Origin of the sequence: Microvirga subterranea (assembly GCF_003350535.1) — a bacterium.
Taxonomy (GTDB): domain Bacteria; phylum Pseudomonadota; class Alphaproteobacteria; order Rhizobiales; family Beijerinckiaceae; genus Microvirga; species Microvirga subterranea.
Genome location: NZ_QQBB01000004.1, coordinates 130,301 through 150,414 on the forward strand (window position 1 = coordinate 130,301; position 20,114 = coordinate 150,414).

Annotated in this window: 22 protein-coding genes; 9 read left to right on the forward strand and 13 right to left on the reverse strand. The window is 66.8% G+C overall.

Annotated features, from left to right (window positions below):
- Nucleotides 1-7: 7 nt before the first annotated feature.
- From moaD to uvrC, 3 genes are all read right to left on the reverse strand, one after another.
- Nucleotides 8-259 carry a molybdopterin converting factor subunit 1 gene (gene moaD / locus DES45_RS11350; protein WP_114770126.1) on the reverse strand — a complete coding sequence of 84 codons (252 nt, stop codon included), beginning with the start codon at nucleotides 257-259 and terminating at the stop codon, nucleotides 8-10.
- Nucleotides 260-263: 4 nt separating this feature from the next.
- Nucleotides 264-842, reverse strand: coding sequence for a CDP-diacylglycerol--glycerol-3-phosphate 3-phosphatidyltransferase (gene pgsA / locus DES45_RS11355; protein WP_245571688.1), 579 nt, complete (start codon nucleotides 840-842; stop codon nucleotides 264-266).
- Between the two features lie 109 nt (nucleotides 843-951).
- Nucleotides 952-2,967: an excinuclease ABC subunit UvrC gene (uvrC, locus tag DES45_RS11360; protein WP_114770127.1), complete on the reverse strand. Its 2,016-nt coding sequence runs from the start codon at nucleotides 2,965-2,967 to the stop codon at nucleotides 952-954.
- A 111-nt stretch (nucleotides 2,968-3,078) separates the two neighbouring features.
- Between uvrC and DES45_RS11365 the strand changes: the two genes are divergently transcribed.
- The 7 genes from DES45_RS11365 to DES45_RS25145 all read left to right on the forward strand — a co-directional run bounded on the left by DES45_RS11365 (nucleotide 3,079) and on the right by DES45_RS25145 (nucleotide 8,771).
- Nucleotides 3,079-4,236, forward strand: coding sequence for a benzoate/H(+) symporter BenE family transporter (locus tag DES45_RS11365; protein ID WP_114770128.1), 1,158 nt, complete (start codon nucleotides 3,079-3,081; stop codon nucleotides 4,234-4,236).
- A gap of 63 nt (nucleotides 4,237-4,299) precedes the next feature.
- A complete protein-coding gene (locus tag DES45_RS11370; RefSeq protein WP_147282390.1) occupies nucleotides 4,300-4,809 on the forward strand; it encodes a hypothetical protein in 510 nt (169 codons plus the stop codon).
- Nucleotides 4,810-4,963: 154 nt separating this feature from the next.
- Complete coding sequence (locus DES45_RS11375; RefSeq protein WP_114770130.1) at nucleotides 4,964-5,896, forward strand: ribose-phosphate pyrophosphokinase; 933 nt, start codon at nucleotides 4,964-4,966, stop codon at nucleotides 5,894-5,896.
- Nucleotides 5,897-6,095: 199 nt separating this feature from the next.
- On the forward strand, nucleotides 6,096-6,716 hold the full coding sequence (locus DES45_RS11380) for a 50S ribosomal protein L25/general stress protein Ctc (RefSeq protein WP_114770131.1): 621 nt from the start codon (nucleotides 6,096-6,098) through the stop codon (nucleotides 6,714-6,716).
- Nucleotides 6,717-6,803: 87 nt separating this feature from the next.
- Nucleotides 6,804-7,427, forward strand: coding sequence for an aminoacyl-tRNA hydrolase (pth, locus tag DES45_RS11385; RefSeq protein ID WP_114770132.1), 624 nt, complete (start codon nucleotides 6,804-6,806; stop codon nucleotides 7,425-7,427).
- Nucleotides 7,428-7,431: 4 nt separating this feature from the next.
- Entirely contained in the window at nucleotides 7,432-8,529 is a 1,098-nt protein-coding gene (ychF, locus tag DES45_RS11390) for a redox-regulated ATPase YchF (RefSeq protein WP_114770133.1), read from the forward strand.
- 80 nt (nucleotides 8,530-8,609) lie between these two features.
- A complete protein-coding gene (locus DES45_RS25145) occupies nucleotides 8,610-8,771 on the forward strand; it encodes a hypothetical protein (protein ID WP_170151464.1) in 162 nt (53 codons plus the stop codon).
- 12 nt (nucleotides 8,772-8,783) lie between these two features.
- Here DES45_RS25145 and DES45_RS11395 read toward each other — a convergent pair whose 3' ends face one another.
- Nucleotides 8,784-9,209: a group III truncated hemoglobin gene (locus DES45_RS11395; RefSeq protein WP_114770134.1), complete on the reverse strand. Its 426-nt coding sequence runs from the start codon at nucleotides 9,207-9,209 to the stop codon at nucleotides 8,784-8,786.
- Between the two features lie 76 nt (nucleotides 9,210-9,285).
- The gene (locus DES45_RS11400) at nucleotides 9,286-10,488 is read right to left on the reverse strand and encodes a hypothetical protein (RefSeq protein WP_245571689.1); all 1,203 of its coding nucleotides are present in this window, start codon (nucleotides 10,486-10,488) and stop codon (nucleotides 9,286-9,288) included.
- A 210-nt stretch (nucleotides 10,489-10,698) separates the two neighbouring features.
- Between DES45_RS11400 and nfi the strand changes: the two genes are divergently transcribed.
- Both nfi and DES45_RS11410 read left to right on the forward strand, forming a co-directional pair.
- Nucleotides 10,699-11,367 carry a deoxyribonuclease V gene (gene nfi / locus DES45_RS11405; protein ID WP_114770135.1) on the forward strand — a complete coding sequence of 223 codons (669 nt, stop codon included), beginning with the start codon at nucleotides 10,699-10,701 and terminating at the stop codon, nucleotides 11,365-11,367.
- A 43-nt stretch (nucleotides 11,368-11,410) separates the two neighbouring features.
- Nucleotides 11,411-12,430 (forward strand): MaoC family dehydratase, encoded by a 1,020-nt coding sequence (locus tag DES45_RS11410; RefSeq protein WP_114770136.1) that lies wholly within the window; start codon nucleotides 11,411-11,413, stop codon nucleotides 12,428-12,430.
- A 15-nt stretch (nucleotides 12,431-12,445) separates the two neighbouring features.
- On the opposite strand, the gene DES45_RS11415 is transcribed toward DES45_RS11410, so the two are convergent.
- The 8 genes from DES45_RS11415 to DES45_RS11450 form a co-directional block, all read right to left on the reverse strand.
- A complete protein-coding gene (locus DES45_RS11415; protein WP_114770137.1) occupies nucleotides 12,446-12,991 on the reverse strand; it encodes an adenine phosphoribosyltransferase in 546 nt (181 codons plus the stop codon).
- A 52-nt stretch (nucleotides 12,992-13,043) separates the two neighbouring features.
- Nucleotides 13,044-13,928: an S-methyl-5'-thioadenosine phosphorylase gene (locus DES45_RS11420; protein ID WP_114770138.1), complete on the reverse strand. Its 885-nt coding sequence runs from the start codon at nucleotides 13,926-13,928 to the stop codon at nucleotides 13,044-13,046.
- A gap of 150 nt (nucleotides 13,929-14,078) precedes the next feature.
- Nucleotides 14,079-14,450, reverse strand: a complete 372-nt coding sequence (locus tag DES45_RS11425) for a hypothetical protein (RefSeq protein WP_114770139.1) — start codon at nucleotides 14,448-14,450, stop codon at nucleotides 14,079-14,081.
- A 66-nt stretch (nucleotides 14,451-14,516) separates the two neighbouring features.
- On the reverse strand, nucleotides 14,517-15,161 hold the full coding sequence (locus tag DES45_RS11430) for a 2'-5' RNA ligase family protein (protein WP_170151465.1): 645 nt from the start codon (nucleotides 15,159-15,161) through the stop codon (nucleotides 14,517-14,519).
- A 101-nt stretch (nucleotides 15,162-15,262) separates the two neighbouring features.
- A complete protein-coding gene (locus tag DES45_RS11435) occupies nucleotides 15,263-16,147 on the reverse strand; it encodes a cytochrome c1 (RefSeq protein WP_114770141.1) in 885 nt (294 codons plus the stop codon).
- A 23-nt stretch (nucleotides 16,148-16,170) separates the two neighbouring features.
- Nucleotides 16,171-17,451 carry a cytochrome b gene (locus DES45_RS11440; protein WP_114770142.1) on the reverse strand — a complete coding sequence of 427 codons (1,281 nt, stop codon included), beginning with the start codon at nucleotides 17,449-17,451 and terminating at the stop codon, nucleotides 16,171-16,173.
- Between the two features lie 36 nt (nucleotides 17,452-17,487).
- Entirely contained in the window at nucleotides 17,488-18,036 is a 549-nt protein-coding gene (gene petA / locus DES45_RS11445; RefSeq protein ID WP_425374279.1) for a ubiquinol-cytochrome c reductase iron-sulfur subunit, read from the reverse strand.
- A 202-nt stretch (nucleotides 18,037-18,238) separates the two neighbouring features.
- Complete coding sequence (locus DES45_RS11450) at nucleotides 18,239-20,086, reverse strand: ABC transporter ATP-binding protein (RefSeq protein WP_114770144.1); 1,848 nt, start codon at nucleotides 20,084-20,086, stop codon at nucleotides 18,239-18,241.
- Between the last annotated feature and the right edge of the window lie 28 nt (nucleotides 20,087-20,114).

The window sequence follows — 20,114 nt, forward strand, 5'->3', positions numbered from 1 at the left end:
ATCGAGATTAGCCCCCGGTCATCGGCGGGAAGAAGGCGATCTCGCGCGCTCCCGCGATGGCAGCCTCGGGCTTTGCATGCACATGGTCGATGGCGGCGCGGACGACTGCCTCGTTCTCGAAGGCGTATTCGTATTCCTCGCCCCGCGACTTCAGCCAGCGAACGAGATCGGCGACCGTCTCGATCCCGTCGGGAAGCTCCACGTCCTCGTCCGTCCGGCCGACCCGCTCGCGCACCCAGGCGAAGTAGACGAGCTTCATCCGATCAGCCCTCATCGATCATGTGGTGGATGCCGGTCTTGAGATAGTCCCAGCCGGTGTAGATCGTCAGGATCGCCGAGGCCCACAGGAGGACCGTGCCGATCAGGACCGTGCCGGGCAGGACGGTCTCGCCGGCGGGCCCGGCGATCAGGAAGCCGAGCGAAACCAGCTGGAATGTGGTCTTCCACTTGGCGACCCGGCTCACCGGCACGCCGACCTTGAGCTCGGCCAGGAACTCCCGCAGGCCCGAGACCAGGATCTCGCGGCACAGGATCACGATGGCGGCCCAGAGCGCCCAGCCATGGATGGTTCCGTCCGCCACGAGCATGAGCAGGCAGGCCGCCACGAGGAGCTTGTCGGCGATCGGGTCGAGCATGCGGCCCAGGGCCGATTGCTGGGCATAGGTGCGGGCCACGTAGCCGTCGAGGTAGTCGGTGATCGCCGCGAGCGCGAAGATTCCAAGCGCAAACCAACGCGACCAGTGATCCTCCGGCCAGAAGAGCAGCGCCACGACGGCCGGCACGGCTGCGAGCCGGCCGTAGGTCAGCAGGTTGGCGAGGTTGAAGGCCTTGGACCGGCGCATGGAGGGAGCAGTGCTCATAGCTTCGGCAGGAAGCACGCCGGGGGTTGGTCCGTCAACCTGACCGCGCAGGCGGGACATCGTTTGGTCGCATGGAACGAGGTTCTCATTTTTACCCCCGCTCGTGGAAGAAGTCGAACACGGCCCGGGCCGTGGCGGCGTTCACGCCCGGTGCCTTCATGAGGTCTTCCAGCGCCGCGCGCTGGATGGCCTTCACCGTTCCGAAATGGTGCAGGAGCGCCCGTTTTCGAGTCGGGCCGATGCCCTGGATCTCGTCGAGGGGGTTCTTCACGAGCTCGCGCTTGCGCTTCGCCCGGTGCGCTCCGATCGCGAAGCGGTGGGCCTCGTCCCGCAGGCGCTGGACGAAATAGAGGGCCGGGTCCCGCGGCGGCATCTTGAACGGCGCCTCGCCCGGCTTGAAGAAGGTCTCGCGGCCGGCGTCGCGGTCGCGCCCCTTGGCGATGCCGACAAGCGCCACGTCGTTCTCGCTGACGCCCACCTCCGCGAGCGCCTGGCGGGCCGCCTCGAGCTGCCCCTTGCCGCCGTCGATCAGCACGAGATCGGGCCAGGCCGGGAAGCTGTCGTCGTCTTCCCTAAGGGGCTCGGCATCGGCGGGCTCGGACGAGCGCGGCTCCTCCTTCACGAGACGGGCGAAGCGGCGCTGGAGCATCTCGCGCATCATGCCGTAATCGTCACCGGGCTTCAGGTCCTCAGACTTCATGTTGAAGGTGCGGTAATGCTGCTTCATGAAGCCGTTCGGCCCGGCCACCACCATGGCGCCGACCGCGTTGGTGCCCATGATGTGGGAGTTGTCATAGACCTCCACGCGGCGCGGGGCCTTCGAGAGCCCGAAGGCCTGGCCGAGGGACACGAGGAGCTTCTGCTGCGAGGCGGTGTCCGCGAGCCGCCGGCCCAAGGCCTCCTTGGCGTTGCGCAGGGCATAGTCGATGAGCTGGCGCCGCTCGCCGCGCTGCGGCGCATGGATCTCCACCTTGGCCTCGGCCCGGGTCGAGAGCGCCGCCGCCATCAGGTCGGCATCCTCGATCTCGTGGGAGAGCAGGATCGTCCGCGGAGCCGGCTTGTCGTCGTAGAACTGGGCCAGGAACGAGGTCAGGACCTCTTCCGGGCTCATGGACTTGTCGGCCTTGGGAAAGTAGGCGCGGTTGCCCCAGTTCTGCCAGTTGCGGAAGAAGAAGACCTCGACGCAGAACTGACCTGCCTGCTCGTCGAGGGCGAACACGTCCGCCTCCTCGATCGATTGGGTGTTGATGCCCTGCACGCCCTGGATGGCCGAGAGCGCCGCGAGCCTGTCGCGGCAGCGCGCGGCGCGCTCGAATTCCAGCTCCTCGGCCGCCTGCTGCATCTCCTCGGTGATGCGCGCCTTCACGGCGTTGGACTTGCCCGACAGGAAGGCCCGCGCCTCGGCCGCGAGGTTCGCGTATTCCTCGTGCGAGATCTCCTTCGTGCAGGGGCCCGAGCAGCGCTTGATCTGGAACAGCAGGCAGGGCCGGGTCCGGTTCTCGTAGTAGCTGTCGTTGCAGGAGCGCAGCAGGAAGGCGCGCTGGAGGGCGTTGATGGTGCGGTTCACGGCCCAGACGCTCGCGAAGGGGCCGTAATAGTCCCCCTTCCGCTTGCGCGCGCCGCGGTGCTTGACGAGCTGCGGCGCCTCGTGGTCGGCCGTGAGCAGGATGTAGGGGAGCGACTTGTCGTCCCGCATCAGCACGTTGTAGCGGGGCTTGAGCTGCTTGATGAGATTGGCCTCGAGCAGCAGCGCCTCGGTCTCCGTCGCCGTGGTGACGAACTCCATCGAGGCGGTCTCGCCGATCATCCGGGCGATGCGATTGGAATGGGCCTGCCCCCGCGCATAGGAGCCGACGCGGGCCTTCAGGCTCTTGGCCTTGCCCACATAGAGCACGTTCCCCTTGGCATCGAACATGCGGTAGACGCCCGGCGCATTGGGCAGGGTCGTCCAGAACCGCCTGATGACCTCGGTCCCGCGCTGGACGGAGCCCGGATTGGCCTCGAGGTCGAACTCGACGTCCGAGCCGCTCTCCAGGGCAACGGCATCGTCGTCCTCTTCGTCGGTCAGGATGTCCGGGGGAACGTCGTTGTAGGTGTTGCGACTCATAGGCGAGATTTAAGGTCTCGCGATTCCCGGGGGAAGGGCCTGCGCGAACTAGCCTCGGGATGGAGTTCGGTCTAAACCGCCAAGCTCCCGCCTCTGCCGGAGCCTCCCGAGATGCGCCTGTCGATCGTCACATCCGCCGTGGTCGCGGCCCTGGTCGGGTTCGGCAGCACGATCGCGCTCATCATCGCGGCGGCGAACGCGGTCGGGGCCGATGCGGCACAGACCACCTCCTGGGTGGCGGCCCTGTGCCTGAGCATGGCGGCCACGAGCGGCATCCTGAGTGTCCGCTACCGCATCCCGGTCGTGACGGCCTGGTCGACGCCGGGCGCGGCGCTGATCGCCGCTTCCAGCGGAATCTCCATCCAGGCGGCTGTCGGGGCCTTCCTGCTCGCAGGCGCCCTCATCGTGCTCGCGGCCTCCGTCAAGCCGTTCGGGCGGCTGATCGAGCGCATCCCCGCCTCTCTCGCGGCCGCAATGCTGGCCGGGGTGCTGATCCGCTTCGTTATGGCGGTGTTCGAGAGCGCCCAGGGCGCGCCCGGGCTCGTGCTCCCGCTCGTCGGCGTGTTCCTGCTGGTCCGGCTCTTCAATCCGGCTCTCGCGGTCCTGGCTGTGCTGTTCGTCGGCCTGGTCATCGCCTTCGGGGGCGGCCTCGCGCAGCCCCTCCCATCGGACCTCTCCCTGTCGTCCCTCACCTTCATCGCGCCGGTCTTCGAGCCCACGGCGCTGATCGGATTGGGGCTTCCCCTGTTCCTGGTCACGATGGCGTCCCAGAACCTGCCGGGCTTCGCGGTGCTGCGCGCCTCGGGCTACACGCCCCCGTCCCGGCCGATCCTGGCAGTCACCGGGCTGGCCTCCGTGGTGACCGCCTTCTTTGGGGCTCACACGAGCAACCTCGCGGCGATCTCGGCGGCGATCTGCACCGGGCCCGACACGCATCCGGATCCGTCGAAGCGCTGGATGGTCGGGCCGTTCTACGCCCTCAGCTACCTGATCTTCGCGGCCTTCAGCGCCGCCCTGATCGGCCTGATCGGCGCCCTCCCGCCGGAGCTGATCAAGACGGTGGCGGGCCTTGCCCTGATGGGCGCCTTCGCGGGGGCGCTGGGCTCCGCCCTCTCCGATCAGGCCAAGGTCTTCCCGGCGGTCCTGACCCTCGCCGTGACGGCCTCGGGACTGACCCTCTTCGGCATCGGCTCCGCCTTTTGGGGCCTGGCGGCCGGGCTCGTGGCGCTCGCCCTTGATGCCGCCATGTCGCGCATTCGCCGTCCCTGATCTGGACGAAACCTCCCGTTAAGCTTAAAACTTCGTTACAGAACACGAGGAAGCGGGGGCATCATGGGTTCGATACGGCGGAAGGGGTGGCTCGGCGCCGCCTTGATGGCGGTTTCGCTCGGCGCATGCCAGGGCGGCTCGTTCAGCGGATCGCCGGAGGGAGTGCCGATCGCCCTCGAGAGCATCGACGGCGCACCCGCCCCCGTCCGCACGGCCCTGATCGACGAGCTCAGCACCGCGGCCTCCGACCGCAAGGTCGAGCTCGTCGGCGCCAGCGCCGAGGCGCGCTACCGGGTGCGGGGCTACCTGTCCACCGAGACGAGCGAGGGCAAGACCAAGGTGTCTTATGTGTGGGACGTGTTCGATTCCCAGAAGCGCCGGGCCAAGCGCCTCGCCGGCACGAGCCCGGTGCCGGTCCCGTCCGCCTCGCTCACCAATCTTGACAAGGAGACCCTGGCCAAGCTCGCCAGCGCCAGCATGGACGAGATTGCCGAATTCCTGAGCGCCGCGAGGGACGAGGCGCCGTTCCAGACCGCCGAGGCCTCCGCCGACGAGGCTTCCGTCGCCCAGTGACCCCGACGAAAGTCCAAAAAAGCCGCACCTTGACGGCACCGCACGTATTGTGACGGTTTCCCAACGCTGCTAAGACCCAACCGCCTTGCCGCACTTGAGCGCCGATATCGCGCGGCGGGCTCCATAGGTCACAGGTAGAGCCAAAGTTGCTTTCATGAAGCTCGTCGCGGGAAATTCCAACCGTCCGCTGGCGGAGGCCATCTCCGCCTACCTCAACGTTCCGCTCGCCAAGGCCCAGGTCAAGCGCTTCGCGGACATGGAGGTCTTCGTCGAAATCCAGGAGAACGTGCGCGGCGAGGACGTGTTCGTCATCCAGTCGACCTCGTTCCCGACGAACGACCACCTGATGGAACTCCTCATCATCACGGACGCCCTGCGCCGCGCCTCCGCGCGCCGCATCACGGCAGTGATCCCCTATTTCGGCTACGCCCGCCAGGACCGGAAGCCGGCCGCCCGCACGCCGATCTCGGCCAAGCTGGTCGCCAACATCATCGCCCATGCGGGCGTCGACCGCGTGCTGACCCTCGACCTCCATGCGGGCCAGATCCAGGGCTTCTTCGACATCCCGACCGACAACCTCTTCGCCGCGCCGATCCTCGCACGAGACATCAAGGAGCACCTGGACGGCGGAAACCGGATGGTGGTATCGCCGGACGTTGGCGGCGTGGTGCGCGCCCGCGCCCTCGCCAAGCGCATCGACGCCCCGCTTGCCATCGTGGACAAGCGCCGTGAGCGCCCCGGCGAGTCCGAGGTGATGAACATCATCGGCGACGTCTCGGGCCGGTCCTGCATCCTGGTGGACGACATCGTCGATTCCGGCGGCACCCTGGTGAACGCCGCGGACGCGCTGCTGGCCAACGGCGCCCGGGAGGTCTACGCCTACATCACCCACGGGGTGCTCTCGGGCGGTGCGGTCGCCCGCATCGCCGGGTCCAAGCTCAAGGAACTCGTCATCACCGACTCGATCATGCCGACCGAGGCCGTGAAGGTGGCGCACAACATCCGGGTCATCAGCATCGCGCCCCTGATGGGCGAAGCCATCGGCCGTACGGCCACCGAAAGCTCGGTTTCGAGCCTGTTCGACTAAGACACTTCCCGGCCCGCTCAGACGCGGCAGGCCCTGCGGCGGGATTTGTTGCATTTCCCGCCTTCTTTCTCTATAAGCCGCCTCGCGCCCGCTCGACACCCTTGGAGGCACGGGCGCGGACCTCATGGCCGCCGGCAGGTTTCTCAGGAAACCCGGGCGGCCATCGGTTTTTAAAATCCAATTCTGAAGGACCACGACCATGAGCGATATCAAGCAAATCAAGGCCGTGGCGCGCGACCGGGCCGGCAAGGGGGCCGCCCGGGCCGTTCGTCGCCAAGGCCAAGTTCCTGCCGTCATCTACGGCGCAGGTCAGCCCGCCCAGACGATCTCCCTCGACTTCAATCAGACCAAGCAGCTGATCTTCGCCGGTCACTTCCTGACCACGATCTTCGAGATCGACGTGGACGGCAAGAAGACCCGCGCGATTCCGCGCGACTACCAGCTCGACCCGGTCCGCGACTTCCCGGTCCATATCGACTTCCTGCGTCTCGCGGAAGGTCAGGCCATCAAGGTCGTCGTGCCGGTGCACGTGGTCGGCCAGGAGAAGTGCCCGGGCGTGAAGCGCGGCGGCACGCTGCAGATCGTCGAGCACTCGGTGGAGCTCATGGTTCCGTCCGACGCGATCCCGGACTACGTGGAGGCTTCGGTCGACGGTCTCGACATCGGCTCCTCGGTCCACCTCAACGACATCAAGCTGCCGAACGGCGCCAAGGCGACCTCCACCGAAAACGTGACGCTGGTCACGGTCGTGGCTCCGTCGGGCATGAAGGAAGAGGAAGCCGCTCCGGCCGCCGCTCCTGCTGAAGGCGCTGCTGCGTAATCCACCTTCATCGGGCGTTTGAGCCCTTTGACCGGCTTCGACGCTCCGACCGCAAGGCCGGAGCGTTTCTTATGAGAATGCCAAACGATGCGCCTTTTCGTCGGCCTCGGTAATCCCGGACCCCGCTACGCCAGGAACCGCCACAACATCGGCTTCATGGCCGTGGACGAGATCGCGCGCATCCACAATGCCGACCCGTGGCGGCGGCGCTTCCAGGCGGAGACCGCCGAGGCCGCTATCGGGTCCGAGAAGGTTCTGCTCCTCAAGCCGCAGACCTATATGAACGAGTCCGGACGGGCGGTGGCCGAGGCCCAGCGCTTCTTCAAGATTCCGCTGTCGGACGTGACGGTCTTCTACGACGAGCTCGACCTGCCGCCCGCCAAGGTGCGGGTGAAGGTGGGCGGCGGCAATGCCGGGCACAACGGCCTGCGCTCGATCACGGCCCATTGCGGCAACGAGTATCGCCGCGTCCGCCTCGGCATCGGGCATCCCGGCCACAAGCCCCTGGTGCAGAGCCATGTGCTCGGGGATTTCGCCAAGGCCGAGGAGGCGTGGGTCGAGGACCTGTGCCGGATCCTGGCCGACAACGCCCCCCTGCTCGCCAAGGGCGAGGACGGGAGCTTCCAGAACAAGGTCCACCTCGCCATGGAGGCGAAGGGCTGGACGGACGTGAAACGGCCCGGCGAGAGGGCCGGCACAGAAAAGGAGTAAGGCCATGGGCTTCAAGATGGGCATCGTCGGCCTGCCGAACGTGGGCAAGTCCACCCTCTTCAACGCGCTGACGCAGACGGCGGCCGCGCAGGCGGCGAACTATCCGTTCTGCACCATCGAGCCCAACGTGGGCGACGTGGCCGTGCCGGACGAGCGTCTCGACGCGCTCGCGGGCATTGCCGGCTCGGCTCAGATCATCCCGACCCGCCTCACCTTCGTGGACATCGCCGGCCTCGTGCGCGGCGCCTCCAAGGGCGAAGGCCTCGGCAACCAGTTCCTGGCCAATATCCGCGAGGTCGACGCCATCGCCCATGTGGTGCGCTGCTTCGAGGACACGGACATCACCCACGTCGAAGGCAAAATCGACCCGATCGCCGACATCGAGACCATCGAGACCGAGCTGATGCTGGCCGACCTCGACAGCCTTGAGCGGCGCGTCACGGCGCTGGAGAAGAAGGCCAAGGGCAACGACAAGGAGGCGAAGGAAACCCTCGACCTCGTCAACCGCTCCCTGGTCCTGCTGCGGGAAGGCAAGCCCGCCCGCCTCGTGGAGCGGAAAGTCGAGGAGGAGCGCCTGTTCCAGATGCTCGGCCTCCTCTCGTCGAAGCCTGTTCTCTACGTCTGCAACGTCGAGGAGGCCTCGGCCGACCAGGGCAACGAGTATTCCGCCCGGGTCTTCCAGCGCGCGAAGGAAGAGGGCGCCAAGGCCGTGGTCGTGTCGGCCAAGATCGAGAGCGAGATCGCCGTCCTCGACGCCGCCGAGCAGAAGGACTATCTCGACGCCATCGGCCTCGCCGAGCCGGGTCTGAACCGGGTGATCCGCGCCGGCTACGAGCTCTTGGGCCTCATCACCTATTTCACGGTCGGCCCGAAGGAGGCTCGCGCCTGGACGATCACCAAGGGCACCCGCGCTCCCCAGGCCGCCGGCGTGATCCACACGGATTTCGAGAAGGGCTTCATCCGCGCCGAGACCATCGCGTATGCGGATTACGTGTCGCTGAAGGGCGAGGCGGGCGCGCGCGACGCCGGCAAGCTGCGCCTGGAAGGCAAGGAATACACCGTGCAGGACGGCGACGTGCTGCACTTCCGCTTCAATACCTGAACCTAAAGGTTTGCTGAACGCCACCTTGGCGGCCCGTTCAGCCACCCTGTCGCATATGTCCTGCATGGAGGTTTGGGGCCATGCAGGACTCTCTCGAAAACATCGTTCAGACCCTTGTGTCGCCGGGTCTCGGCAGCGCGGAGCTCGTGCTGGCGGCGCTCGTCGCCTGCGGGTTCCTGTTCAGCACGATCTACTCGCTCTTCGTGAAGGGCGATTCCAGCCTGGAATGGTGGGAACGGTAGCGCCCACCACCGTCACGCAAGCCGCAGCGCTTTCGGGCCGATTCCGAGGCCGATCTGCAGGCTCTCCGCGATGCGCTGCGCCCGGTCGATGAAGAAGGCGGCCACGTCCGGCTCGCACACCTCCCGGGCCGTTTCCTCGAACAGCGTCAGCCAGCGCCCGAACAGCTCCGGCGTCAGATCGAGGCCCATATGGGCCACATGGGGCTTGCCGCCGTAGCGGCCGGTCCTGAGGGCGATCGACGACCAGAAATCCACCATGATCGACAGATGGGCGTCCCAGCGCTCCGACAGGGCCTGCCGAAAGATCGGCCCGAGGTCCGGATCCTGGAGCACGCGACCGTAGAAGGTCTCAACGAGGCGGCGGATCAGCGGCTCGGTGACGCCGCGGGCGGGCCCGATGATCTGGATGCTGCGGTTCGTCGTCGGTGAATGGGCCACGATCGGCCTCCCTTTGTCGCGCCGAAGGGACGAAAGCGAAAGCTCTCGTCCCTCTGTTTGTTTCCTTAGCCCATTCTCAGCGGTGAGCGTGAGTTCCCTGAGGAAGGTGCGGGTGCTCCCGGTTCGGGGAATGGGTGGTGAGCTCCGTCGGCTGTCCCGTCACCGCATCGACCCCGTAGAAGGCTCCGTGCAGGCCCCAATAGCCCGAGACCAGGACCACCAGGGCGACCGCCAGGCCGGCAGGCACGAAGGCCAGGGTGCCGAGGCGGGGCAGAGCCCGGGGCATCTTCTCCACCACGGCCGCACCGGTCTCCCGGCAAGGATCGGCGGCGACGACGAAGAGGACCGCCATGATCATGGCATGACCGACGAGGTCGATGCGTCCGAACGGATAGACGGCCGTGAAGAAGATCAGCAGCAGGGCCGCGGCCGACAGGCGGCGCACCAGGGGCGTCCAGAGGAGGCCGAAGCCGAGGGTGAACTCCGCCACGCCCGCCATCGGGATGAACACGTCCCGCGGCATGCCGAAGGTCAGGAAGGGCTTTTCCTCCACGAGCGGATAGAACCAGTTCGGATAGGCGAACTTCTCGAGGCTCGACCACATCAGGGCGATCGCCACGCCCCAGCGCAGGACCAGGAAGCGCCGCTCGCGCCATTTGGGATCGTCCATCGATGCCAGCAGCAGATAGGCGGCGACGCCGACGCCCAGCGCCAGGTAGTCCAGCAGGTGGAAGAGGTCGTATTCCCGCAGGGCCACGACCCATAGGGTGATGATGCCCGCGGCCGCGATCGGCATCGTGCGGCGCGAGAAGATGCAGGCCGCGATCAGGAGCTGCGCCCAGGAAACAAGCTCGGAATCGGTCTTCAGGTCCGGCGTGAGATAGATCCCGCCGACCGCGAAGATCGCCACGAAGAAGGCGCCGATGCACACCCGCAGGAAGTCGTCGGAGCGGCTCCAGAGAGGCGCGCTGATCCGGTCGAGACCGGAGAGCACCATCTGGCCCGGAGCCCTGCGCTCGACCGTGAGCGTCGCCAGGAAGAAGGCGAGCACGAGACCGATGCCGGTCCAGAACCAGGGGTTCGTCAGGGTGGCGCCGATCGGCTGCGGCGCGGCGTCGACGATATAGGGGGCGAACCACTTCACATGGGCCTGCGCCGGCAGCGCCCAGGCGGAAGCGCCGAGCGCCGCCAGGCCGGCGGCGGCCCGTCTGACGATTTGCGATTGGGTTGTTCTTGGCTCACGCGGCCCGTTGGCTTGTGTGGCGAGCACCGGTTTCATGTTGTCCTCGCGTCTGCAACTCATTGTTCGACGGTGCGGGTATAGGCGCGGGGCACATGGACCGAAATTCAGATCCTTCCCCTAAGGAATTCTCCTGATCCCGCCGCCGCTTAGCAGCATTGCGCGGGGCGCAGGCCTCGCCGAAGCTTGGCCCTTGGGGATCGTTCCCCTGTCTGAAACGTTGAGGCTCACGTCACATCGCTGCCCATCATGCATCTTCATCACCGACATCGCTGGGACCTCTCCCCCGCACAGGCCGTCTCCCTCCAGAAGGAACTGCGCGCCGAGGTGGTCTCCGACCGGCCCATCGACCTCGATGCGGTCAAGCTCGTGGCCGGGGTGGATGTGAGCGTGAAGAACGAGCAGTCCCAGGCAGCCGTCGTGGTGGTGACCTACCCGGGCTTCCTGCCGGTCGAGACGGTCCTGGCCCGGCGTCCGACCCCGTTCCCCTATATTCCGGGCCTTCTGAGCTTCCGGGAAGGTCCGGTGCTGGAGGAGGCGTTCGAGAAGCTCAAGGCGGAGCCCGACGTGTTCCTGTTCGACGGCATGGGAATCGCCCATCCGCGCCGGATCGGGATCGCCAGCCACTTGGGCCTGTGGCTCCAGCGGCCGACCATCGGCTGCGGCAAGACGCTCCTGTGCGGGCGCTACAAGGACCTGGCCGAGGAGAAGGGCGCAGCCGCGCCGCTCGTCGACAAGGGCGAGGCGATCGGCGTCGCCCTGCGCACCCGGACCGCCAAGAACCCGATGTTCATCTCGCCGGGCCATCTGGCCGATATTCCGACCGCCGCCGAGCTGGTGCTGCGCTGTTCCCCGAAATATCGCTTGCCCGAGCCGATCCGCCTGGCGCACAACGCCGCCGGGCAGTTCGCCCCCTGACCTTACCTTCCGCTCCTGCCGTTTCCTGCCGCGAGTCGCGCCGATGCCCCGTTTCGCTTTCGAAGACTTCGTCCCCGGAACCACCGAGATTCTCGGGCCCGTCACCGTCTCGAAGGACGACATCCTGGCCTTTGCCCGCGAATACGACCCGCAGCCCTTCCACGTGGACGAGATCGCCGCGCGGGACAGCTTCGTCGGCACCCTGATCGGATCAGGCTGGCACACGGCCTGCATCAACATGCGCCTCCTGGCCGATGACAAGATCCTCGATTCCACTTCCATGGGCGCGCCGGGCATCGACGAACTGAAGTGGCTCAAGCCCGTCCGGCCGGGCGACACCCTTCGTTCGCGAATGACGGTGGTGGATGCCCGCGCTTCGAAGAGCCGTCCCTCGATCGGCCTCGTCCAGTTTCAGTTCGCGCTCGTGAACCAGAACGACGAGACGGTCATGACGCAGGCGAACTGGATCATGTTCGGCCGCCGGGACGCCGAGCCCGTCCCTGCCCTAGCGCGCCCCGCGCCTGCGGAGGCGGCCGCCGCTCCGATCGGCACGGACGCGGTCGAGGGGCCGCGCTTCTCGGCCAACCCCTATCTCGACGACCTCGTGGCCGGGGACACGGAGGAGTTGGGCTCGTACACGTTCGCGACGGACGAGATCATCCGCTTCGCCCGGCAGCACGACCCGCAGCGTTTTCATGTGGACCCTGACGCCGCCAAGCACAGCCTGTTCGGGGATCTTTGCGCCTCCGGCTGGCACACGGCGGCTGTGTGGATGAAGCTGATGATCGCCCACCGCGAGGAGATTCGGGTCCAGGCGCTGGCCCGCGGCGAGCGCCCGGCCCGGCTCGGCCCCTCTCCGGGCTTCACGAACCTGAAATGGCTGAAGCCCGTCTATGCGGGCGATACGGTCACCTATCGCTCGACCCTGACGGGCGCCCGCGCCTCCGCGTCCCGCCCCGGCTGGGGCCTCGCCTTCCACCACAACACGGGCGTGAACCAGCACGGCGAGGAGGTCTTCTCCTTCGACGGCATGGTGTTCTGGGAGCGGCGGCCGGAGCGGTAAGGAACCCTCTGGAGCCTAATGCCCCTCGAAGCTCACGAGGCTACGGACCTCGACGCCGAGGTCACGCAGCTTTTGGGCGCCGCCGAGATCCGGCAGGTCGATGATGAAGCAGGCCGCCACGATGTTGGCGCCCATCTGGCGCAGGAGCTGGGTGGCGGCCACCGCCGTGCCACCGGTGGCGATAAGGTCGTCCACGAGGATGACCCGCTCCTCCTGGCCGATGGCGTCCGTGTGGATCTCCATCTCGTCGACGCCGTATTCGAGCGAATAGGCGATGCGCACCGTCTCGTGGGGCAGCTTGCCCTTCTTGCGGATCGGCACGAAACCGGCCGAGAGCTGATGGGCCACGGCCCCGCCGAGGATGAAGCCCCGCGCCTCGATTCCCGCCACCTTGTCCACGCGCCCGCCCGCGAAGGGATGGACGAGCTCGTCCACGGCGCGGCGGAACGCCCGCGCATCGCCGAGCAGCGTCGTGATGTCCCGGAAGACGATGCCCGGCTTCGGATAATCCGGAATGGAGCGGATGGCCGCTTTGAGGTCGGTGGCGAAGCGCTGGTCCATGGAATCGCTCTTCTCTTGAGGGCGCGACCTTATCGGCAACACGGCCCGGACGCTACTTTCCAGTGCTGTGCAGGATGCGGCCCGCAACCGCGTCGAGCTTCTTCAGAAGCTCGGGATCGCGGGCGGAGGGCGCCGTCATGATGGCGCCGTCGAGGGCGCGGTCGGAGCCGCGCGGGCACGGCTCGCGCTCGGCCGGGAAGTCGCGCGCGATGCGGGCGATGAGCCCTGCCACCTTGCGGGCATTCTGCTGCGCGACGGCTACGACGGAGGCTACGTCGACCTCGTCATGCTCCGGGTGCCAGCAGTCGTAATCCGTCACCATCGCGACGGTTGCGTAGGTGATCTCCGCCTCCCGGGCGAGCTTGGCCTCGGGCATGGCCGTCATGCCGATCACGTCGTAGCCGTGGCTCTGGTAGGTGATCGACTCCGCATAGGTGGAAAATTGCGGCCCCTCGATGCACACATAGGTGCCGCCGAGGGTGAACGGGATGTTCTCCGCCACCGCCGCATCGGCGATGCGCTGCTGCAGGACGGGACCGACCGGATGCGCCATGGGCACATGGGCAACGCAGCCTCGGCCGAAGAACGACGTCTCGCGCCGGAAGGTCCGGTCTACGAACTGATCCACAAGCACGAAGAAGCCCGGATAATACTCGACCTTGAACGAACCGCAGGCCGAGACCGAGATCAGGTCCGTGACGCCGGCCCGCTTCAGGACGTCGATATTGGCCCGGTAGTTGATGTCGGACGGCGAGTAGCGGTGGCCACGGCCGTGGCGCGGCAGGAAGACCACTTCGGTTTTGCCGATGCGCCCGAACCTCAGGGCGTCCGACGGTTCGCCCCAGGGCGACGCGATGCGCTCCTCGCGCACATCCTCCAGGCCCGGCAGGTCATAGATGCCCGATCCGCCGATGATTCCCAAGACCGCCTTCGCCATCGCCAACCTCCCGCCATCGGATCAAGTGAACGTCGCCCGATCCTTCCTAAGGGCGCGGCCCGAACATTGCCAAGATGGCTCCTTGCCATCGGGTGTGGGAAGAGCAAGGCTCCCCTCGAGGGTCGCAGCAAGCTCCTCTGAGCCGGCTCCTCAGGTCCCGAGCGCGATGCCGCCATACCCCATGAGATCCGCGAAGATGGCGGCTGCGGTTCCGACCGCCACGAGGATCAGGCCGGCCAGGAAGATGCGGATCGCGCGATTGTAGCGACTGAGGACAAGGGATTGCACGGAGAGGAGGTCCGCCAGCGCCTTGATCTGGAGCACGATCCCAATCGTGATGGCGAAGACCGCCAGCAGGTCGGAGCGTGACCAGTCACCCGGGAGGCCTGCCCAGCGGCTCAGGAAACCCAGCGAGAATCCAACCACGACCCCGATGGCCGTGAGAGAACCGTTCCGGAACGTGGAGTCGATCCGGGCGATCTCGGGAGCAGCCTCGCTCGACCTGGATCTGTCCTCCGTCATGTGGGCATCCCGAACTCGGGATGAAGTCTAGCCGATAAAGTCCGGGCGCCCCATGTCGCGTCGGGATTAGGCCCGGTGCGAACCGCCCTGCAGCTGTGGCCCCAGGGGAAATCCGGCCAGTTCCTCGCCGACGAGGCAGGGGAAGATCGTTTCGCGGAAGATTTTCAGGCGCGCAACCCGAACGGGAAGGTCGACCGGCCCGGCCTCGATCCGCCGCACCACCTCCTCCGGCATCGGGCGGGCTTCCGCGAACCGCGCCAGGGTGGTGTGGACGAGGTCGTAATGCCGGTGCTCGAGGCCCGGCGGGGGCGGAACGGTTTCGAGGATCCGCCTCCGAATCCGGTCGATCAGGCCGCTTGCGTCGTCCGCCACGGCGATGATGCCGACGGGGGTGACCTTCAGCCCGTGGAACCTGAGGTCGAGGGGCGGCGCCCCGGCGCACAGCTCCTCGACGAGCCTGAGGCTCGGCTCGGCAATGCGGCTCCAGTAGGTTTCCTTGTCGAAGCCTTCCGTGGTCGGAACGAGCGGGTAGATGGTGACGTGGAACGCATGAGGCGGCGCCTCGTGGAAAGCCCCGGCCCAATGGGCGACGGCCGCCTGCTGGAGGGCGCGAAGCCCTGCCTGTGCCTGCGCCTCGAGATGCGGCTGCACGTGAACCGCGAGGCAAGGCTTGCCGAACAGGGTGTCGACGACCGGAAGGAGGGAATTCACGGGAGCTCCGCTGTCTGGACCGGGACGCAGGTCCCTCACGGGTCTTGCCGCGCCTTCTCCCAAAAGAAAAGGCCCCGGAAACCGGGGCCTTTCGGAGACCGTCAGGGATTGTGCGTCATCGGCGGGGTCGCGTGACCCTCGACCTCGCCGCCGACCCGGGCCCAGATCTTCTTCTTGGTGAAGTAGAGCAGGACCGACAGGACGAGGAGGAACAGCATCGCCTGGAAGCCGAGGCGCTTGCGGGCCTCGAGGTGGGGTTCCGCCGTCCAGGTCAGGAAGGCCGTGACGTCGCGGGCATACTGGTCCACGGTCTCGGGCGCCTGCGGCTGGCCGGCCTCGTTCTTCGGGTACTCGACCTGGCCGTCGCTCAGCGGCTTCGGCATCGCGATCACGTGGCCCGGATAGTAGTGGTTGTAGTGACCGCCCTCCGGCACGGTGAAACCCTGTGGGGCCTCCTCGTAGCCGTTGAGCAGCGCCGTCACGTAGTCGGCGCCGTTCTCAGAGTACTGGCGGAACACGTCGATGATGAACCAGGGGAAGCCGCGCTCGTAGGTGCGGGCCTTGGGCATCAGGGACAGGTCCGGGGGAGCCTTGCCGCCGTTCGCCGCCGCGGCGGCATTCTCGTTCGGGAACGGCGACGGGAAGCGGTCGGCTGCACGGCCGGGACGCTCGAACATGTCGCCGGCCTCGTTCGGGCCGTCCTGAATCTTGTACTCGGCCGCCAGCGCGCGGACCTGCGCCTCGGAGAATTCCGGGCCGCCGGGCTGCGATAGGTTGCGGAACGACACATAGCTCAGGCCGTGGCAGGAGGCGCAGACCTCCCGGTAGACCTTGAAGCCGCGCTGGAGCTGGGCCCGGTCGAACTTCCCGAAGGGGCCCTGGAAGCTCCACTTGAGCTGCGGCGGGACGGGCGTCTCGCCGGCCGCATAAGCGGGAGCCGAAAGGCCAAGGAGGGCCGCGGCGATGAGAAGGGTACGCTTCATCATGTTCTTGTTCCTCAACGCTCGCTTCAGCCCTTGGACTGCGGCTCGGCATTGGCGCCAGCCGGCATGCCCGCGCCGCCCTTCTGCACGCCCATCACGGACTCGAGGATCGAGTTCGGCAGCGGCAGGGGACGCTCGACGAAGCCGAGCACCGGCAGGATCACCAGGAAGTGGATGAAGTAGTACGCGGTGGCGATCTGCGAGACGACCACGTACCAGCCCTCCGCAGGCTTCGAGCCGAGCCAGCCGAGCAGGACGCAGACGGCGACGAAGACCCAGAAGAACTGCTTGTAGAGCGGACGGTAGGCGGTCGAGCGGACCTTGGAGGTGTCGAGCCACGGCATCAGGAACCACACGGCGATGGCCGAGAACATGGCGATGACGCCGCCGAGCTTGTCCGGGATCGCGCGCAGGATCGCGTAGAACGGCAGGAAGTACCATTCGGGCACGATGTGCGACGGCGTCACGGCCGGGTTCGCCGGGATGTAGTTGTCCGCATGGCCGAGGTAGTTCGGCATGTAGAACACCCAGTAGCCGAAGAACAGCATGAACACGACGACCGCGAAGATGTCCTTGATCGTGGCGTAGGGGGTGAACGGAACCGCGTCCTTGCCCGACTTGATCGGGATGCCGGTCGGGTTGTTCTGGCCCGGCACGTGCAGCGCCCAGACGTGGAGGATCACCACGCCGAAGATCATGAAGGGCAGCAGGAAGTGCAGGGAGAAGAAGCGGTTGAGCGTCGGGTTGCCGACCGAGTAGCCGCCCCAGAGGAAGCTCACGATGGTCTCGCCGACGACCGGGATCGCCGAGAAGAGGTTCGTGATCACGGTGGCGCCCCAGAAGCTCATCTGGCCCCAGGGAAGCACGTAGCCCATGAAGGCGGTGGCCATCATTAGCAGGAAGATGATGACGCCGAGGATGTAGAGGACCTCGCGCGGCGCCTTGTAGGACCCGTAGTAGAAGTTACGGAAGATGTGGATGTAGACCGCCACGAAGAACATCGAGGCGCCGTTGGCGTGCAGGTAGCGCAGCAGCCAGCCGTAGTTCACGTCGCGCATGATGTGCTCGACGGACTGGAACGCCATCGCGGCGTTCGGCGTGTAGTACATGGCCAGGAACACGCCGGTCACGATCTGCGCGACGAGCATGAACACCAGGATGGCGCCGAACGTCCAGAAATAGGTCAGGTTCCGCGGGACCGGGAACGCGATGAAGGACGAGTGGACGAGGCTGGCGATCGGCAGCCGGCTCTCGAACCATTTACCGAAGGCGCTCTTAGGGACGTAGGTTGTTGCGTGCTGACTCATGGGTATCGCCTGACCGCAGTGATCGTCGCGGGAAAATTACGCCGTGGCTTCTTGGCCGATCACGATCTTCGTGTCGGACGTGAAGGTGTAGGGCGGGATCGGCAGGTTGATCGGCGCCGGGCCGCCGCGGACACGGCCGGAGGTGTCGAAGACCGAGCCATGGCACGGGCAGAACCAGCCGTGGTACTCGCCCTGCTGGCCGAGCGGCACGCAGCCCAGATGGGTGCAGTTGCCGTAGACGATCAGCCACTGGGCATGGTCCGGCTTCACGCGGGCCGAGTCGGGCTGGGGATCACGCAGGGTGGCGACGTTCACGTCCTGCGCGGCCTTGATCTCCTCGGCCGTGCGGTGACGGACGAAGATCAGCTTGCCGCGCCAGAAGACCTTGACGATCTGCCCTTCGGCGATGGGGCCCAGGTCGACCTCGACCGGCGCACCGGCCGCCACGGTCGCCGCGTCGGGCGCCAGGGACTGGATGAACGGCCACACCAGGGTTGCACCGCCGACGGCAGCGGCCGCGCCCGTGGCGATAAAGAGGAAATCGCGCCGTGTCGGCTCAGCGACGTGAGTGGTGGTCTCGGCCACTTGGCTCTCCAGCATCCGTTAAAAACGAGAACCGCGCGTTTGATGATGTTCCGGCAACCCGGACACCGGCGCGATGCTTGATGGAACAAACATACGCGCCAACGCGCGCGCAATGCGACTGGGCGTCGCCGCGCGCAGGCTCTTTGGCACGGTCAAGCCCGCCTGTCCATAGCCGGATTGGAGATGTTCCAGCCTGGAATGCTCAGTTTGCCGCAGTTTCGTCGGCTCCCAGGAAGCCCCCGGACTGGCGCCGCCAGAGCCGCGCATAGAGCCCGCCTCGGGCGAGGAGTTCCCTGTGGCTCCCCTCCTCGACGATGCGCCCGCGGTCGATGACCACGAGGCGGTCGAGGGCCGCGATCGTCGACAGCCGGTGGGCGATGGCGATCACGGTCTTGCCCTCCATGAGGGTCGAGAGCGATTCCTGGATTGCGCCCTCCACCTCCGAGTCCAAGGCCGAGGTCGCCTCGTCCAGGACGAGGATCGGGGCGTCCTTCAGGATCACCCGGGCGATGGCGATGCGCTGCCGCTGGCCGCCGGAGAGCTTCACGCCCCGCTCGCCCACATGAGCGTCGTAGCCCCGCCGGCCCCGGTGGTCCTCGAGCTGCATGATGAAGTCATGAGCATGGGCGAGCCTCGCGGCCTGCTCGACCTCCCGCTGCCGCGCCCCGGGGCGGCCATAGAGAATGTTGTCCCGGATCGACCGGTGCAGGAGGGACGTGTCCTGCGTCACCATGGCGATGGAGGCGCGCAGGGAATCCTGGCTGACCCCGGCGATGTCCTGCCCGTCGATGAGGATCCGGCCGCTCTCCAGGTCGTGAAGGCGCAGCAGGAGGGACGTGATCGTGGTCTTGCCGGCCCCGCTCGTGCCCACGAGCCCGACCTTCTCGCCGGCCCGGATCGTCAGGTCGAGGCCCTCAATGATGCCCTCCTCGCGGCCGTAGTGGAAGGAGACGTTCTCGAAACGCACCTCTCCTTGCGTCACTTCGAGCCCGGGAGCGGAGGGAGCATCCACCAGGCCGTGGGGCCGCGCGATCGTCTCCATGCTCTCCTGGACCACGCCGATGTTCTCGAACACGTCCCTGACCGTGTGCATGACCCAGCCGGACATGGCCAGGATCCGCATCACGAGAGACAAGCCGGTCGCCGTCTCGCCTGTCGTCATCAGCCCCTGCCGCCAGAGGACGATCGACAACCCGCCGGTCGCCACGAGGAGCGCGCTGTTCATGAAGGCCAGGAGCCCGCCGACGCCCGTGTTGAGCCGCATGGAATCGAGAAAGGCGTGCGTGTTGGCCGCCAGGGACTCGCTCACGGCAGAGCGCTCCTCCGCCGCCCGGGCGAAGAGCTTGACCGTGAGGATGTTGGTGTAGCTGTCGACCACGCGGCCCACCAGGGCCGAGCGCGTGTCGGCCACCTTCAGGGACCGCTCCTTGGCGCGAGGGACGAAGAAATAGAGCAGAACCACATAGCATGCGATCCACAGGCCCATTGGCAGCGCGAGCCAGGGACTGACGCTCGAGAACACCCCGAGGGCCGTGAAGGCGAAGATCGCGACGTAAAGGAGCGTGTCGAGAAGCGTGACCGCGATGCTGCGGATGGCCCCGCCCGCCTGCATGATCCGGTTGGCGAGCCGCCCAGCGAAATCGGCCTGGAAATAGCTCACCGAATGGCCGAGCGTGTAGACGTGCGTCCGCCAGCGGATCATGTTCGTGCTCTGCGGCACGATGAGCTGGTTCGACACCAGTCCATGCAGGAAATGCAGAATCGGCCGCACGAACAGCACCAAGGCGCCGACCAGCAGCAGGGCATTCCCATGCTCGGCCCAGATCCGGTCCGGAGCCGACCGGGTGAGGAGATCGACGATCCATCCGATCAGGATGTAGAGCGAGGCCTCGAAGAGCCCGACCACAAGCGCAATGACGAAGAGCAGCAGGAACCAGTGCCGGATCGGCCTGAGATAGTACCAGGCGAAGCCGCTGACGGACTTGGGAGGGGTCTGGGTCTCGTCGAACGGGGCGAACGGATCGATCTGCTTTTCAAACCAGCCAAACATCCCTGTCCCCAGTTCCTCATCCGACGGC